General features: G+C 72.3%; 15 protein-coding genes. 7 read left to right on the top strand and 8 right to left on the bottom strand.

The features are described from left to right. Positions 1 to 44 precede the first annotated feature (44 nt). Complete coding sequence (locus tag ACFO6V_RS10030; protein ID WP_377134783.1) at positions 45 to 692, bottom strand: FMN-dependent NADH-azoreductase; 648 nt, start codon at positions 690 to 692, stop codon at positions 45 to 47. Positions 693 to 772: 80 nt separating this feature from the next. Here ACFO6V_RS10030 and ACFO6V_RS10025 point away from each other — a divergent pair, with 80 nt between their 5' ends. Then, on the top strand, positions 773 to 1,117 hold the full coding sequence (locus ACFO6V_RS10025) for a winged helix-turn-helix transcriptional regulator (RefSeq protein ID WP_377134780.1): 345 nt from the start codon (positions 773 to 775) through the stop codon (positions 1,115 to 1,117). A gap of 7 nt (positions 1,118 to 1,124) precedes the next feature. Here ACFO6V_RS10025 and ACFO6V_RS10020 read toward each other — a convergent pair whose 3' ends face one another. After that, positions 1,125 to 2,330: an FAD-dependent oxidoreductase gene (locus tag ACFO6V_RS10020; protein WP_377134778.1), complete on the bottom strand. Its 1,206-nt coding sequence runs from the start codon at positions 2,328 to 2,330 to the stop codon at positions 1,125 to 1,127. Positions 2,331 to 2,412: 82 nt separating this feature from the next. Here ACFO6V_RS10020 and ACFO6V_RS10015 point away from each other — a divergent pair, with 82 nt between their 5' ends. Together ACFO6V_RS10015 and ACFO6V_RS10010 are read left to right on the top strand one after the other, a co-directional pair. Beyond that, entirely contained in the window at positions 2,413 to 3,018 is a 606-nt protein-coding gene (locus ACFO6V_RS10015) for a PadR family transcriptional regulator (RefSeq protein ID WP_377134775.1), read from the top strand. A 52-nt stretch (positions 3,019 to 3,070) separates the two neighbouring features. Next, positions 3,071 to 4,651 carry an alpha/beta hydrolase family protein gene (locus ACFO6V_RS10010; RefSeq protein WP_377134773.1) on the top strand — a complete coding sequence of 527 codons (1,581 nt, stop codon included), beginning with the start codon at positions 3,071 to 3,073 and terminating at the stop codon, positions 4,649 to 4,651. Here ACFO6V_RS10010 and ACFO6V_RS10005 read toward each other — a convergent pair. Continuing rightward, entirely contained in the window at positions 4,633 to 5,430 is a 798-nt protein-coding gene (locus tag ACFO6V_RS10005) for a 4'-phosphopantetheinyl transferase family protein (protein WP_377134771.1), read from the bottom strand. The two genes, ACFO6V_RS10010 and ACFO6V_RS10005, sit on opposite strands and share 19 nt — an antisense overlap. 220 nt (positions 5,431 to 5,650) lie before the next feature. Between ACFO6V_RS10005 and ACFO6V_RS10000 the strand changes: the two genes are divergently transcribed. Both ACFO6V_RS10000 and leuA read left to right on the top strand, forming a co-directional pair. Then, the gene (locus ACFO6V_RS10000) at positions 5,651 to 7,810 is read left to right on the top strand and encodes a DUF7937 domain-containing protein (protein WP_377134770.1); all 2,160 of its coding nucleotides are present in this window, start codon (positions 5,651 to 5,653) and stop codon (positions 7,808 to 7,810) included. 383 nt (positions 7,811 to 8,193) lie between these two features. Next, positions 8,194 to 9,912, top strand: a complete 1,719-nt coding sequence (gene leuA, locus ACFO6V_RS09995) for a 2-isopropylmalate synthase (protein ID WP_377135207.1) — start codon at positions 8,194 to 8,196, stop codon at positions 9,910 to 9,912. Positions 9,913 to 9,974: 62 nt separating this feature from the next. On the opposite strand, the gene ACFO6V_RS09990 is transcribed toward leuA, so the two are convergent. Beyond that, on the bottom strand, positions 9,975 to 11,576 hold the full coding sequence (locus ACFO6V_RS09990) for a serine/threonine-protein kinase (RefSeq protein WP_377134767.1): 1,602 nt from the start codon (positions 11,574 to 11,576) through the stop codon (positions 9,975 to 9,977). Between the two features lie 91 nt (positions 11,577 to 11,667). Here ACFO6V_RS09990 and ACFO6V_RS09985 point away from each other — a divergent pair, with 91 nt between their 5' ends. Then, positions 11,668 to 12,624 (top strand): hypothetical protein, encoded by a 957-nt coding sequence (locus ACFO6V_RS09985; RefSeq protein WP_377134765.1) that lies wholly within the window; start codon positions 11,668 to 11,670, stop codon positions 12,622 to 12,624. A 157-nt stretch (positions 12,625 to 12,781) separates the two neighbouring features. Here the strand turns inward: ACFO6V_RS09985 and ACFO6V_RS09980 are convergent, their stop codons facing one another. Genes ACFO6V_RS09980 through ACFO6V_RS09965 form a run of 4 tightly spaced genes read right to left on the bottom strand, consistent with a single transcriptional unit; the run spans position 12,782 to position 15,335 of the window. Then, on the bottom strand, positions 12,782 to 13,426 hold the full coding sequence (locus ACFO6V_RS09980) for a GNAT family N-acetyltransferase (protein ID WP_377134763.1): 645 nt from the start codon (positions 13,424 to 13,426) through the stop codon (positions 12,782 to 12,784). 41 nt (positions 13,427 to 13,467) lie between these two features. Continuing rightward, positions 13,468 to 13,983 carry an SRPBCC family protein gene (locus ACFO6V_RS09975; RefSeq protein ID WP_377134760.1) on the bottom strand — a complete coding sequence of 172 codons (516 nt, stop codon included), beginning with the start codon at positions 13,981 to 13,983 and terminating at the stop codon, positions 13,468 to 13,470. Beyond that, positions 13,980 to 14,387, bottom strand: coding sequence for an ArsR/SmtB family transcription factor (locus ACFO6V_RS09970; RefSeq protein WP_377134758.1), 408 nt, complete (start codon positions 14,385 to 14,387; stop codon positions 13,980 to 13,982). The genes ACFO6V_RS09975 and ACFO6V_RS09970 overlap by 4 nt, the downstream gene beginning before the upstream one ends. Before the next feature lie 33 nt (positions 14,388 to 14,420). Next, positions 14,421 to 15,335: a DMT family transporter gene (locus ACFO6V_RS09965; protein ID WP_377134756.1), complete on the bottom strand. Its 915-nt coding sequence runs from the start codon at positions 15,333 to 15,335 to the stop codon at positions 14,421 to 14,423. A gap of 72 nt (positions 15,336 to 15,407) precedes the next feature. Between ACFO6V_RS09965 and ACFO6V_RS09960 the strand changes: the two genes are divergently transcribed. Further along, entirely contained in the window at positions 15,408 to 16,010 is a 603-nt protein-coding gene (locus tag ACFO6V_RS09960) for a TetR/AcrR family transcriptional regulator (RefSeq protein WP_377134754.1), read from the top strand. The last annotated feature ends 39 nt before the right edge of the window (positions 16,011 to 16,049 follow it).

The raw sequence follows: 16,049 nt of genomic DNA, 5'->3' as shown, positions 1-16,049 counted from the left end.
CGACGGCGGAGGCAACCGACCGATCTCGCGGCCGCTCGCCCCACCTACGCGTTGCGCGACTCCGCCAGCTCGCGCCCGTAGCGGACGGCGGCGGTCTCGGCGTCGCGCTTGAGCTCGGCGGCAGGTTCGGCGAAGGCGTCCAGCGCCGGGTTCACGCCGACGAGGGTGAACGCGCGGTGCACGATGCGCAGGTCGAGGCCCCAGACGTCCTCCAGCACGCGACGCAGCCATGCGGTGGAGTGGTCCCAGCCCTCCTTGGGCGAGCCCTCGGCGTAGTTGCCGCCGAGCACCGTGACCAGGGTGGCGGGCTTGCCGCGCAGTGCGGTGCCCTGCGGGTCGATGCGCGGCTCGGTGTATGCGAGGTCGAACCACGTCTTGAAGTGCTGCGAGACGCCGTAGTTGTACAGCGGCACGGTGAAGAGGAGGGCGTCGGCGTCGATGAGCTCGTCGGCGAAGGTGCGGGCCAGGGCGGTCGCCTCGCGCTGCGCCTCGGTCCGCTCGTTCTCCGGGGTGAACCCGCCCTGCACGGCGTCCTGCCATGCGGTGGTCGGCACCGGGTCGGCCGCGAGGTCGCGGCGCACCACGGTCGACGTGGGGTGGGCGGCGGTCCACTCCGCCTCGACGAGGTCGCCGAGGGAGCGGCTGGCGGAGGAGGCGGGGAGGATGCTTGCGTCCAGGCGGAAGAGGGTCACGACAGCTCCAGTCTCGTTTTCCAGAGTCGCTAAGAAAAGCAGAGCGACTGGCGAAACGGTAGCACGGGTAGACTTGAGCGATGGCGGCAGCGGATGACCTGCAGGTACACCAGTGCGATGCGGCGATCACGCTCGCCTTCTCGATCCTCGGCAAGCGCTGGAACGGCATGATCGTGGCCGTACTCGGCGCCGGACCGCTGTCGTTCGCGGCCCTGCGACGCGCCGTCACCGGCATCAGCGACGCGGTGCTGTCGGACCGGCTCTCCGAGCTCGCCGATGCCGGCCTCGTCACTCGGAGTGTCGATCCCGGACCGCCCGTCGCCGTGGCCTACGCGCTCACGGCCTCGGGTGAGGAGCTGCAGCCGGTGCTGCAGGAGCTCGGCCGCTGGGCCCTGGAGAACTTGGCTGACGCCGCCCACCGCTGATCGGCGATCACGCCCGCAGCGGAGCATGGTTCGTCGGCGCGTCCCAGTCGATCCGGTAGTCAGTGATCCAGTCGCGCGTGGTCCGGGCTGCGGCACGGCCCACGAGCGGCAGGATCACGCGGTCACGCAGCACCCGGGTCAGCGGGTTGGGGATCTTCTGGTTCGACGTGCGCTTCGCCTGGGCGATCAGCTTCTCCACCCGGGTCCGCCGGAATGCCTCGAAGGCGGTGAACGCCATGGTCGGGTCGCCGTGGTCGCGCAGGAACCGGGCGAGCAGCACCCCGTCCTCGATCGCGAGCGAGGCGCCCTGGCCGGAGGTCGGTGAGATGGCATGGGCCGCGTCCCCGATCAGCCCGATCGGGCCGCGGTGCCACACGGGCACCGTCGGCAGGTCGAGCGTGTTCCACGGCGCCATGATCTCCGGGGTCGCGGCGATCAGGTCCGGCGCGGGCCCGTCGTCGTCGGCGAAGAGGCTGGTCAGCTCGGCCCGCCAGCGGTCAGGGGTCCACGCTCTGAGCTCGTCGTCGGTCGCCGCTCGTGCCTGCGGCACGTTGGCGAACCACCAGACGTCGCCCGGCGCCCTGTTCGCGTAGGCGAAGAACGCGCGCCTGCCGAACGTCATGGTGAACGTGCCCTCGGGCGCGTCAACGTGGACACCCGAGGCGTAGCCGCCGGTGTTCAGCAGGCCGGTGTAGCGCGGCGGCGGGCAGGCCGGGTCGAGGATCGCCCGCACGCGGGAGTGCAGGCCGTCCGCGCCGACGAGCAGGTCGCCCTCTGCGGTGGTCCCGTCCGCGAACGAGGCCACGACACCGCCGTCCGGCAGCGTCGTGGCATCGACGAGACGCTTGCCGTACGCGACGGGGATGCCGCGGCGCGCCGCCTCGTCGCGCAGCCGGACGTAGAGGTCCGACCGCCGGACGGTCTGGCTGACCGTGCCCGCGGCGTCGTCGCGGCCCATCGGGAGGTGGGCCAGCGGCCTGCCGGACGACGACCGCAGCGCGAGGGTGTGCGTGTCGAACCCGCCGAGGTCGTGCTGGTCGATGCCCAGCACCTGGAGGGCGGCCAGGCCGTTCGGGGCGAGGTTGAGGTAGGCGCCGACGCCGTCCGCGGTGCGTTCGTAGGCCTCGTGGACCTCTGCGTCGATGCCCGCCTTCTGCAGGGCCATGGCGGTCACGGGTCCAGTGATGCCCGCTCCGATGATGATTGCTCTCATGTAGTGACCATAAGATGGGTAACCATAAAATGGCAAGACAATGGAGCGAGAAGCTGGACGGGGGCGACTTAGGCTGGCTCCCGTGACCCAGGACTCCCGGCCGCGCTCGCCGCTCGCGATGGTGCTGCTGGCGCTGCTCGCCGAGGAGCCCATGCACGCCTACCGCATGCAGCGGCTGATCAAGAGCCGGCGCAAGGACGACGTCGTCAACGTGGCGCGCAGCAACAGCGTCTACCAGTCGATCGAGCGCCTGCTCCGGGACGGCCTCATCGAGGTCCACGAGAAGCTGGCGGCCGAGACCGGCCCGGCCCGCATCGTCTACGCCCTGACGAGCGACGGCCGGGACGCCCTGACGCGCTGGATGGACGCCGCCCTCGCCACCCCCGCACGAGAGTTCCCCGAGTTCCGGGCGGTGCTGGCGGTGCTCGCGATCACCGGGCCGGACCTCGTCCGGGCCCGGCTCGAGGAGCGGGTGCGGGCGCTGGAGGCCGTGCTCGCCGAGGCCGATCGAGAGTCCGCCGCCGCGCAGGAATGGGGTCTGGCCAGGGTGCTCATGCTCGAGCACGAGCACCTCGTGGCCGTCACACGAGCCGAGCTGGACTGGGTGCGCCAGGTGGTCGCCGACCTCCGGTCGGGGGCGCTGACCTGGGACACGGAGGAGATGCTGGCGACCCGCCCGCCTGAATGACTCGCCGTGCCAGCCAGGGGAGGGTCCGGGCCTGCGGGCGTAGCATCCGATGGTGTTCTTTCGGACGGTCGCCACATCCGCCGCAGTCCTTGTCGCCCTCGCGCTGACCGGCGCCGTCGCCGGTCCCGTCTGGGAGCCCGCGCCCGTGACCTCGCACCTGCGCCTCGGCTCCGCGTCGACGGCGATCGGTGGCGCTCTGTCCGGCGGCGGGACCGGTGGCGGTGAGCCCGGCGACTTCGAGGTGCGCGAGTCCGAGGTGACGATCCCGCTCGCCGACGGGCTGGAGGTCGGCGGGCTGCTCCGCGAGCCGATCGACGCCGGCTCCGAGGGCCATCCGGGCATCGTGTTCGTGCACGGTGCGGGCACCGGCAAGGCGGTCGATGCGTTCACCCTCGCCGCCACGGCGCTGGCGAGCGCGGGGATCACCACGCTCGTGCCGGACAAGCGGCTGGACAACTACTCGACGCGGCACCGGGACTACGAGGCCATGGCGCGCGACTACGCCCACTCGGTGCGCTACCTGCGCGGCGTCCCGGGCGTCGACCCGGACGAGATTGGGCTGTACGCGGAGTCGGAGGGTGCGTGGGTGTCACCCGTGATGATGGTCGACGACCCGCGGCTCGCGTTCCAGATCCTGGTCTCCGCGCCGGTGGTCCCGCCCCGGCAGCAGGCCGCCTACGCGGTCGACAACTACCTGCGGAACACCGACGTGCCGGCCGGGGTCTTCCGCGCGATCCCGCGTGCGGTGGGGATGAAGCTGCCCGGCGGCGGTTTCGAGTACGCCGACTTCGAGGTGCGTCCCTGGCTCGAACAGCAGGACGACCCGATCCTCGCCGTGTACGGCACGAACGACGCGTCGATGCCGCTCGAACAGGGCACGCGCGAGCTCCTGGACACCGCCGGCGACGTGACGGTCCGGTTCTACGACCACGCGAACCACGGCATCAACGTCGAGACGCCCGACGGGCTGGTGCTGCACCCCGACTTCGCGACCGACGTCGCCGACTGGGTGCTCGGCCTCCCCGCGACGGCGTCGGCCGCACCCCAGCTCGCCGGCGCCCAGCCCCGGCAGGTCTACCTCGCCGCACCCGTGCCGCAGCCGCAGTGGTACGGCGACGGCGACTGGCTGGTGGGGGTGGTGATCACCGCGGCAGGGCTCCTGCTGGTGGGCCCGCTGCTGGTCGGCGGTACGGCGCTGGCGGGCCGCCTCGCCCGACGTCGTTCCGGTCGCCCGGGCACCCACCTCGCCCCGGGCCTGCGCGCGCCGCTGGCGGGCCTGGCGATCGGCGCGGTGGTGACCACCGTCGGGCTCGCCGTGTACCTGGCGGCGGTCGCGCGCCTCGCCCTGGACTACGAGAAGAACGCACTCGTGGTGCAGGGCGGCTGGATCGGCGTCCGGCTGCTCGGCATCGCGACGGTCGTGGCGGCGGCGCTGCTGCTCAACCGGCTTCGCGACCTGCGGGGCAGGGTTGCGATCACTGCCGGGGTCGACGCCCCGTCGCGGATCGTCGTCGCCGAGCCCGCCCGAGCCGCGACAGCGGTCGTCGCCACGGGCTTCTGGCTGACCGTGCTCGGCGCGACGGCGCTGCTCGTCACCCTGGCGTACTGGGGCGCCTACCAGCTGGGCATCTGACCGAACCCGCCGAGCCGCAACAGCTCCGGCGCCTGGCGGGCGAGCGGCCGCGGTACGACGTCGTCGGGGACCGTGTCCGGGAGGCGCAGGTGCCGCACCTGGTCCACGTGCGTGGTCGTCGCCAGCGCGGCGCTGTGGTTCGCCGGGGCGGGCACGTGCGTCAGGTACGGGCGGGGATGGGGGAGCCGTACCGACGGGTCCCGCCCCACGAGCGTCGGCCGTGGACCGGTGACGTCGAGATCGCGCAGCGGGATCGTCAGCCCGTGCCCGGTCAGCTTGGTGGTCGCCTCCTTGCGGGTCCAGTACGCGAGCAGCGCGTCCGCACGGTCGCGGGCCGGCAGGCGCCGCCAGGCCCGCCGCTCGGCAGGCGTGAGCGCGGCGGCCGCCAGGTCCTCCAGGTCGCCGTCCGCCGGCCGCGCGTCGAGGTCCGCGCCGACCCTGCCCTCACCCACCACCGCGACGAGCACCCAGGCCCGCGTGTGCGACACCGAGTAGTCGAGGGCCGCACCCGGCACGTGGGGTCGCCCGTGCTGCGGGTCGCCGCAGCGCTCGCACGACCGGTCCACGACGATCTCGTCGGGGAACACCCCGAGGTAGCGCGACAGGATCAGCCGCTGGGCTGCACGCGACGTCAGGTGGACCGCGGTGGCAACGTCGTCGAGCCCCACGAGGTGCTCGCGATCCGGTACGGTCAGCAGGCGCGTCCAGGCTTTCCGACGTCGGACCGGAACGAGCCAGACGTCGCAGGTGCGGGGTGACGGTGCGGCAGCTAGGTCCACTGCGTTCTCCCTGTGACCTCGGCGAGCTGTCGGCTGCGGCCGACGGCGGTGTTCCACCCACGTCGAATGTGATGGACGTGCGCAGAAATACAGGTGTGACCGGACTCGCCGTGGTTCGGCCTGACAGGCTCCGTCCCCGGCGGGTAGTAACGTCGGGGACCCAACGCCACCAGCCACACTTCCCCAGTCTCGACCAGCGGCGTTATCGAGGAGTGAACGGATGATGGACCAGCACGCTTCCGAGCGTGACGAGAGAGATTCGGCAGACGGCGCGCAGGACGCGAACGGCGCGCCGACCGAACGTCTCGGCCACGAGCACGTCGCAACGATCTCGGCAGAGACCGAGTCCGGGCACACGTCCGACGACGCCAGACCCTTCGCGAACATCGCGGTAGCCGACTACGTGCGCGACGCCATCGCCGCACTGGCCCTGCTCGTGTCGCTCGCGCTGCCGTGGAACCTGGCCGACCGGGGAGCCGACCGCGTCGAGGTGGTCCTGGCCGTCGCGCTGTCCCTCGCCTCGCTGACCCTGCCCTACCTCGCGCGCCTCGGCGTGCTGCCGGCCACGTGGACCGTGCACTCCACGCGCCGCGCACGCCTGCTCGCCGGGCTGCCGCTCGCCGTCATCGGCCTGCTGCACCTCATCTTCGACGTCCGCAGCGGTGCGGGCGTCGGCACCGGCCTGGGCCTCGCGCTGGCGGGTGCGGCGCTCGCCGCCACCCCGCGCGACAGCGAGCTCGGACCCATCGAGGAGGACGGCGCCGTCGTGCGCGGCTGGCGCCTCGGCCTCGCCGGCGTCGGCATCCTGATCGCGGCGGGCGCCGTCACCTCCACGCTGCTCGCCGAGTTCGCCGCGGACGCGACGCTCGGCGACCGCCTGCTCGCGCCCGTGTGGCTCGCGCTGGTCGTCGGCCTGGCATGGCTCCTGGTGGGCGGCACCGTCCGCCACGACCGTCCCTCGCGGCTCGTGCTGGTCGCCGCGGGCATCGTGCTGGCGCTGCTCTTCATCTTCACGTCGGGCGACTCGCTGACCGGCCTCGAGTCCATGCGCCCCGGCGTCACGGACCCGAGCCGGTTCGGCCTGGTGCTCCTGCCGCTCGCCGCCGCCGTCGCCGGTGCGCCCGCGGTGCGCCGCGACCCCGCGGCAGAGGAGGACGTCAGCACCGAGCAGGCCGCCGGCGTGTGGGTGCGGGTCGCCATGCGCGCGTTCGACGTCATCGTGCTGCTCGCGGTGTGCAGCGCGCTGGCCGCCCTCGTGCAGCTCATCGACCCCGGCTTCATCGGGTCCGGCGCCGGCGTGACGCTGGTGGTGCGGCTCGTGCTCGGCGTCGTCGTCGGCGGCATCGCCTGGTTCGCGCGGCGCTCGCTGCAGCGCGACCCCAGCACGGGGCACGTGCCCGCCGTCGGTGCGGCGTGCGTGGCCGGCGTGCTGGGGCTCGTCGTCGTCATCGCGACGTCCGGCGCGAGCCTCGGCGTGAACCTCGGCGACCTCCTGATGGCCCTCGGCCTGCCGGTCGTCGCGGCGTCCGCGCTGATGATCCCCAAGGCCGTGCGTGACCACTTCCAGACCGTCGGCATCGGCGGGGACACCGACGTCGACCGCAGCCAGGCCTACCTGTGGGCGCCGCCGCGCCCCAAGGGCGACAAGGCACCGCCCGTCTCGCTCCCGGAGCAGCCCGTGCGGTCGGCGCCCGAGCTGCGCCGGCCCGCCGAGCCGCGCCGGGTCACCTCGACGGGCGCCGTGCGCACCGTCGCGGGTGCCGCCGCGGTCCAGCACGGGGTGGTTCCCGTGCAGTCCGCGAAGCCGGAGTCGAGCGAGGTTCCGATCAGCGCGATGCGCACCGTCGAGGAGCTGCGGGCAGCGGGCGCGCCCGCCGGCTCGTCGACGAGCGAGACGGCGACCATGCCGCCGGTCCGGTCGGGCGCGACGCCGGTGGCGTCCGCTCAGCCGGTCTCCGCCGCGCAGCCCGTGGCGCCCGTCCAGCAGGTGGCCTCCGCCCAGCCGACGGCGCGCATCCGGCCCGTGACCGGTCAGCAGGCGGTCCAGGCCGACGCCGGTGCGGCCGCCGGTGACGCCGGTCAGGAGCAGGTCACGCGCCGCGTCGTCGTCGGGCAGGAGCAGAACCAGCGACCCGCGACCGCGGACTACGGGTCCGAGTCGGGTCACACGGCAGTGCTGCCGCCCGTGGGCGGCAGGTGGACGCCGGCAGTGGCGCTCGACCCGGCCACCCCGCTGGCCGACCTGGCGAAGATCGTGCAGGAGGCGCCGCACCTGCGTCCGCAGGTCGCCGCCAACCCGTCCACCTACCCCGCGCTGCTGGACTGGCTGGGCGCCCTCGGCGACCCGCAGGTGGACGCGGCGCTGCGCAGCCGCCGCTGACCCGTTGGCCGAAGTAGAGCGCCTGTCCGGACGCACGCTCTACTTCACCGACCACCAATCGGTGAAGTAGAGCGTGCGTCCGGACAGGCGCTCTACTTCGCCGAAGACGTCCGGATCGTGGGCGGGCTGGGTGGCCGAGGTCACCTCCGGGGGTACAGTGACGGCGTGCGCATGACGGTGATCCTTCTCCTTCCCTGCCGCGACGAGGCCTAGACAGGTCGGTCCCTCGTCGCGGAGGCTTGGTGTGCCGGCCAACCTCACCGAGCGAAGGAACCACGATGGAGAACAGCATCACCGCCACCACCCCCGGCGGAGTTCATGACGTAGCAGTGCACGGCGCAGCGGGCGGAATCATCGAAGACAACCCGCAGCAGACCTCTGGCATGCCGATCCAGAAGTACCTCCCGTTCCACGAGCAGATCACCGTGGACATCCCCGACCGCACCTGGCCCACCAAGCGCATCGAGAAGGCTCCGCGCTGGTGCGCGGTCGACCTGCGTGACGGCAACCAGGCCCTCATCGAGCCGATGAACCCGGAGCGCAAGCTCCGCATGTTCGAGCTGCTGGTCTCCATGGGCTACAAGGAGATCGAGGTCGGGTTCCCCTCCGCGAGCCAGACCGACTACGACTTCGTCCGCAAGCTGATCGACGAGAACCGGATCCCCGACGACGTCGTGATCCAGGTCCTGACGCAGGCACGTGCCCACCTGATCGAGCGCACCTACGAGGCGATCACCGGCGCGAAGCAGGCGATCGTGCACCTGTACAACTCGACGTCCGTGCTGCAGCGCGAGGTCGTGTTCCGGTCCGACCAGGACGGCATCGTGGGCATCGCGCTCGACGGTGCCAAGCTGTGCCGCAAGCTCGAGGAGACCGTCCCGGACACGCGGATCTACTACGAGTACTCGCCCGAGTCGTACACGGGCACCGAGCTCGAGTTCGCCGTGCGCATCTGCAACGAGGTCATCGAGGTCTTCGAGCCGACGCCGGAGCGCAAGGTCATCATCAACCTGCCCGCGACCGTCGAGATGGCCACGCCCAACGTCTACGCCGACTCGATCGAGTGGATGAGCAGGCACCTGAACCACCGCGAGAACGTCATCCTCTCGCTGCACCCGCACAACGACCGCGGCACCGCCGTCGCGGCCGCCGAGCTGGGCTACCTGGCCGGTGCCGACCGCATCGAGGGCTGCCTGTTCGGCAACGGCGAGCGCACCGGCAACGTCGACCTGGTGACCCTGGGCCTGAACCTGTTCTCCCAGGGCATCGACCCGCAGATCGACTTCCACGACATCGACGAGATCCGCCGGACCGTGGAGCACTGCAACCAGATGCCCGTCCACGAGCGGCACCCGTACGTGGGCGACCTGGTCTTCACGGCGTTCTCGGGCTCGCACCAGGACGCCATCAAGAAGGGCTTCGAGCACATGGCCGGCCGCGCGGAGGCCGCGGGGGTCACCGTCGACGAGCTGCACTGGGGCGTGCCGTACCTGCCGATCGACCCCCGCGACGTCGGCCGCTCGTACGAGGCGGTGATCCGGGTCAACTCGCAGTCCGGCAAGGGTGGTGTGTCCTACCTGCTCAAGAGCGAGCACAAGCTGGACCTGCCCCGGCGTCTGCAGATCGAGTTCTCCCACGCCGTGCAGAAGGTGACCGACGCCCAGGGCACCGAGGTGACCGGCGCGGACATCTGGCGCATCTTCACCGACGAGTACCTGCCGGTCGAGGAGAACGCGCCGTCCGGCCTGGAGCACTGGGGCCGGCTCGAGCTGCGCGGCACACGTGCCGTGTCGGCGGAGGGCGAGCAGGACACGCTCGAGGTCGACGTGCTGGACCGCGGGCAGGAGCTGACCCTGACCGGCACGGGCAACGGGCCCATCGACGCGTTCGTGAACGCGATCGCGCAGGTCGGCGTCAAGGTACGGGTGCTGGACTACGTCGAGCACGCGCTGTCCGAGGGCGGCGACGCCAGTGCCGCCGCCTACGTCGAGTGTGCGGTGGGAGACGACGTCCTGTGGGGCGTCGGGATCGACCCGTCGATCACGCTGTCGTCCCTGAAGGCGATCGTCTCGGCGGTCAACCGAGCGGAACGCACGGCCTGACAACCCGTTGAGTGCTGGGTATCTGCGGTGTTTCCGGCCCAGGATGCGCAGATACCCAGCACTCAACGGAGCTTGGTGTAGGTGGCCTCGAAACCTTCCGCCTGCTCCGTGTAGGTCGTCTCGGTGCAGGTGTACTCCAGCGGCTGGGTCCGGCCGTTCGGGTTGTAGGGGCCGCTCTCCTCGCCGACCTCGATGGTGACCGAGATATCCCTGAAGTCCGAGCCCTCGGTCGTGAGGACGCCGTCGTCGCTGGTCGAGACGATGTACGACGCCGTGCCGCGCCAGGTCTGGGTGATCTCGCCGACGGAGGACCCGGCGCGGATGGGCTCGGCGTCGTCGTAGTCGACCACCTGGGTCCCGTCGGCGCTGAACTCCGTCACGCGCCCCTCGAAGCCGGTGAACTTGACGGTCTCGTCGAGGCTGGAGATGTCCTGCGTCGAGGTCCAGCTCTCCAGCTGCCACGTGCCCACCAGGCACTCGTCGATGACGGCCGCCGGCGAGGCGGACGCGGACGGCGCCCCCGAGGCGGATGCCGAGGTCGACGGACCGGCGTCGGCGTCCGCGTCGCCGGACGGCATGCCCACCAGGAGCGCCGTGGCGACGCCACCCACGATCAGGACGCCCGCGGCCGCGACGATCCAGGTGAGGGGCCGGGACAGCAGGCCGCGGCGGGGTGCCTCCGGTTCGGGTGCGGGCGCCGACGGAGCCTGCGGCTGCGCCTTGAGCACCGTCTCGTCGTCCCGCAGTGCGGTGACGTCGTCGTCATCGAGGTCGGCGTTCGAGAGGTCCAGGCCGGGGGCGGGCCTCGTGCGCGCGGTCCGGAGGCTGTCCGGGGCGTCGTCCAGGAAGTCGAGCACCTCCTGCAGGCTCGGCCTGGCCTCGGGGTCCTTGGCCAGGCAGGCCTGCACGAGCGGGAGCAGCCAGGCGGGGCACGTGCTGAGGTCCGGGTCCTCGTGGACCACGCGGTAGTACACGACGGTGGTGTCGCCCTCGCCGAACGCACGCTGCCCGGTCGCGGCATAGAGCGCGACGGCGCCCAGGGCCCAGACGTCGGCCGCGGGCGTCGAGATGCTCCCGCGTACCTGCTCGGGCGCCATGAACGAGGGCGTGCCGACCTTCAGGCCGGTGCGGGTCAGCGACGTCGAGTCCAGCGCCTTGGCGATCCCGAAGTCGATGACGAACGGGCCCTCGTGCCCGAGCAGGATGTTGGACGGCTTGAGGTCGCGGTGCACGATGCCTGCCTGGTGCACGGACCGCAGGGCCTCTGCCACGCCGGCCACCACGCGGCGCACGTCGGGCTCGGGCAGCGGACCCTGGGCGCGTACGACGGCGGTGAGGGACGGTCCCGCCACGTACTCGACGGCCAGCCACGGCTGGGCCCCCTCCGGATCGGCATCGATCACCGTGGCGAGGAACCGGCCGCGCACCTTCATCGCCGTGGCGACCTCTGCCCGGAACCGGGTGCGGAACTCCGGGTCCTGGACATATTCCTTCAGGATTGCCTTGAGGGCGAGCTTGCGGCCGGTGCGGGTCTCCGCGAGGTAGACGACCCCCATGCCGCCCGCCCCGATCCGGCCCAGAAGCTCGTAACCACCGAGCTCCTGCGGGTCGGACGGCTCGAGCGGGTGGATCTGCGGGGCTGCCCCTGGGCCTGGCAAGATCATGGTGAAAACATACCGGATTTCCTTGTATTCACCCGACATATCCGTCATGGTGATTTGCGTTCGCTGGCCAGATGCAACTGCAGGGGGAGACATGAAGAGGAAGTTTGTGAGCCGCGCGCTCCCGTCCGCGCTCGTGGCGGGAGGGCTGCTCGTCGCGGGCGGGGTGTCCGCATCGGCGGCCGACGAGAGCAAGGCATCGAGCACCGAGCAGTCGGCCGATGGTCTGGGCGGCGCCCTCACGGGCACCGTCGACGCGGTCCTCGGGGACGACGGCGCCGTCGACAGCACGCTGACCCAGGTGACGGACACCGTCGAACAGGTCACCAAGAAGGACGGCGCCCTCGACGACACGGTGCAGGGCGTCACGGGCGCCGTCGACTCCGTGGCCGGCAAGGACGGCGCGGTCGACGACGTGGTGCAGGGCGTCAGGCGCAGCACGGCTGACGAGCCGGCCGACGAGCCGGACGCGGCGCCGGCCGCTGCCGATCGCGGCCCCGTCGAGGACGTGGTGGGCGGTGTCTCCGGTGTGCTCAACGCGGTGGCCGGCGAGAACGGCGCGGTGGACGACGTCCTGGGCGCGGACCGGCCTGAGCGAGGACTGACCGATGACCTCCCCGCGGAGCTGATCGACGACGTGGGTTCCATCGGCGAGAACGTCGGGAGCGGCGATCTCCCGGGCGCGATCGGCGCGGTCGCGGGCCCGGACGGCGTCGTGGACGACCTGCTCGAGAGCCCGTCGTCGGGCGGTCCCGGTGGCGGTGGCCCGGGTGATGGCGGCGGTCCCGGCGACGGTGGTTCCGGTGGCGGCGGCACTGGCAATGGTGGCTCGGGCGACGGTTCCGACGGCGGCACGATCCCGGTGGTCAACCCGGGCGGCGGCTTCGATCTCGGTGGGCTCCTCCCCGTCGGGCCGATCGGGGAGCTGCCGGGTGCGCTCGCGCAGACCGGTGGCCAGGTCGGCGCAGCGGTCGGGGCAGGACTCGCGCTGACTGCCGCGGGAGCCGCGATGATCCGCGCCCGGCGCAGGATTCTCGAGGTCCAGGGCTGACCGGGTACCGCGAGATCGGTCGGTTGCACGCTGCTTGAGATGAGTTCGGTCGGTTGCTTCGAGATCGGTCATTTAATGGACCGATCTCGAAGCAACCGACCGAACTCGAACTACGGCGGAGGCAACCGGCCGATCTCGCGGCCACCCGACCCCGTGCCTACGCCTGGTGATCGACGGCGGGCGCCGGCCGGCGCATGGTCCACAGGGGTGGTGACCCCGGGTACAGCTCGGCGAAGGTCCTGGTGACGTCGAAGCCGTGCCTCCGGTAGAAGTCGACGTTCTCGGGCGTGCTCGTCTGCAGGGAGACGGGCTGGTTGTCGAGGTCCGCCCGGTCGAGGCCGTCGCGCAGCAGCGCGGTGCCGACGCCCGTGCGCTGATGGTCCGGGTGCACCGCCAGCACGCCGAGGAACCAGCCCGGGTCGTTGGGGTACGACTGGCCGAGCGTGGCGTAGAGGGCGGAGAGCCGCGGCCAGTCGCTCGCGGCACGGCGGACGAGCTTTCGGGTGGCGCGCGCCATGTGCGGGTCGGCCGGCCGGGTGGCGTCGAACGGGTCGTACGGATCGTCGGATCCGGCGGCGGTCCAGGAGGAGAACCCGATGATCCGGTCACCGTCCAGGGCCACCCGGGCGACCTGCGGTGGACCGATCCGCCGTAGCGCCGTGCCGAGCATGATCAGGTGCGGCAGGCGCCGACGTTCCGGGTCCGGCAGGGTATGGGTCCAGAGCGGGTCGTCGGCGAACGCCGCGGCCGCGATCTGGGCGGCCTCCTTGCTCTGCCGTGGCCGGAAGTCGGTGATCCTCACCGCCGGAGCGTAGCGTCCGGCGGGCCCTCCACCGGCCGGGACTACGCGGTGCGGTAGTGCTCGGACATCGCCGGGTAGTAGTCGACGAAGTCGACAGCGGCAGGGTCGCCGCCGGTCTCGGCGGCGACGAGCCGGTCCAGGTAGTACTCCCATCCGGGCCCTACGTTCTCGGCCATCGCGGGGTCGTCCATCGACTGCGCGAAGGTGAGCGTGGTGACGCCGTCCGCCTCGGCCAGGTCGAGCTTCAGGTGCCAGGTCACGGGTGCGTCCTCGCCGTACGTCCCCTTCGAGGTGAGCTCGAGCTGACGGGGAGCGTCGCACGTGTCGATCGTGTACTCCTCGGGTTCGACGTCGTCGCCCTCGTAGAGCATCTCGACCGCTACCTTTCCCGTCGCCGGGTCGCCGGTCCAGCGGCCGATCCAGCGGGCCAGGCGGTCCGGTTCGGTGACCGCTGCCCACACGTCGTCGATCGGGGCGCGGAATGTGCGGGTGAGCACGATGTAACGCCCGTCGGGGCGCTGCTCCGTGCGGCCGGTCGCGGTGATGTCGGTGCTCATGCTGTCTCCTCGTCGATGTGCTCGGGTCTCATGTGCTCGGTGTCGATGTTCGCTGCGTCCGGGGCTGCCCTGCGGTCCCGGCCGACGCGCCGCACCTCGAGCTCCAGGCCGTCGAACGCCTGCTCGGCGATCGGCGGGGCAGGGGCCGGCTGTGCCGGCGCGAGCTCGGCGAGGAGCGCGGACACGGGCGCGAGCCCGGCCCGGTCGAGCCGGTAGTGCCGCTCCCGGCCGACGTCGTCGGCGGTCACGAGCCCCGCCGAGCCCAGGGCCCGCAGGTGCTTGCTGATGGCCGGGCGGCTGATCGGATGGGCCGCCGCCATGTCGACCACCCTCGCCGGCCCGGCAGCGAGCTGGCGCAGCAGCTCGCGACGGACCGGGTCCGAGAGCGCGGCGAAGGCATCCATGGTCATATTGGTAACCCGGGGGTTACCAATATGTCAAGAGCGGGCGTCCGCCAGCGGGCGATCTCGGCTGGTCCGCTCGCGGTCGGGCGCGGGGCGGACCACCAGCACCCCCGCGAGGCTGATCGCGAACCCCACCACCGTGAGCAGGGGGAGCCGCTCGCCGAACATCGCCCAGGCCCATGCCGCGGAGACCGCCGGGGTGAGGTACAGCCAGGTGCTCACCGCGACCGGCCCGCGCGTGCGCTGCACGTACAGGTACATGCCGTAGCCGCCGAGGAACGCGAGGCCCACCAGCCAGGCGATCGCCAGCCAGAACGACGGGTCGGCCGGCGGCGCCGCCTGGCCGCTCGCGAGCGCCACCACCGCGAAGAACGCGAGCGCCACGACTCCCTGCATGGCGAGGGAGTCCAGCACGTCGTGCTCCTCCTCGGGCGCCGGCCACAGGTCGCCGAGGACCGCGGCGGCCGAGAGCGAGAGCATGCCCGCGAGTGCCCAGAGGGCACCCTCCGTGCCCGTTCCCGCGACGGCGTCGGGCCCGACGGCGAGCGCGACTCCCGCGAAGCCGACGGCGAGGCCCACGGCCTGGCGGCGTCCGCCCTTCCTGCCGAACCCGGACAGGACGACGGCGACCAGGGCGGGCTGCAGCGAGGCGAGCAGGGCTGCCGTCCCGGCGGGCAGCCCTGCCTCGACCGCGCGGAACACGCCGTAGAGGTAGCCGGCCTGGCCGAGGGCGCCGAGCACGGCCTCGCGCCGCAGGTAGCGGGGCCTGTAGCGGCGGCGGAGCGCCAGCACTGCGACGAGCATCAGGGGTGCTGCGACGACGTAGCGCCACAGGAGCGTGGTCGTGGCCGGGGCGACGGGCGCCGCGAAGGTGGCGCCGACGAAGCCGGAGCTCCACAGCACGACGAGCAGGACAGGGGCGAGGTGTCCCAGGAGACTCTTTCGCATGATCGCCAGGTAACCACACAGGTCGGTATACTCGCAGTCCACCCAGACCGTAGCCCGGACGGAGCGACCCGCATGCCGCGACGCAGCCCCAACCCGCACACGCCGGCCGGGGAGAGGATCCTCACCACGGCGGCCGACCTCTTCTACCAGCGGGGGATCCGCGGCGTCGGCGTCGACCTGATCGCCGACCAGGCGGGGGTCACCAAGAAGACGCTCTACGACCGGTTCGGCTCCAAGGACGCCCTGGTGGCCGCCTATCTGACGCGCCGGCACGAGCGCTGGGTGACGTGGTTCGGCGAGCGGCTCGCGGCGCGCGGTGCGGCCGGATCCGGGGCCGGGTCCGCACGCGGCGTCGACCAGGTGGTGGCCGCGCTGGAGCTCGCGGAGGAGTGGGCGCAGGAGAACGAGCGAGGCTGCGCGTTCGTCAACGCCCACGGGGAGATCGGCGGGTCGGAGCACCCCGGCAACGCGGTGATCCTCGCGGACAAGCTGTACATGCTCGGTGTGTTCACCGACCTGCTGCGCGACGCCGGACGTCCCGACGCGGAGGAGCTCGGCGCGCAGGTCCACCTGCTCTACGAGGGTGCGATGGTCGCGTACACGACGCGGGCGCAGCCGAACGCGTTCGCCGCCGCCCGAGCCGCGGCGCGGGGGCTGCTCGCGCCCGCCGGCTGAGGCGGCTACCCGGCGGGGCCTTCCCTCCGCGACTCCTTC

This window comes from Promicromonospora alba, from assembly GCF_042654905.1.
Taxonomy (GTDB): domain Bacteria; phylum Actinomycetota; class Actinomycetes; order Actinomycetales; family Cellulomonadaceae; genus Promicromonospora; species Promicromonospora alba.
This window is presented reverse-complemented; position numbering and strand designations above follow the sequence as displayed.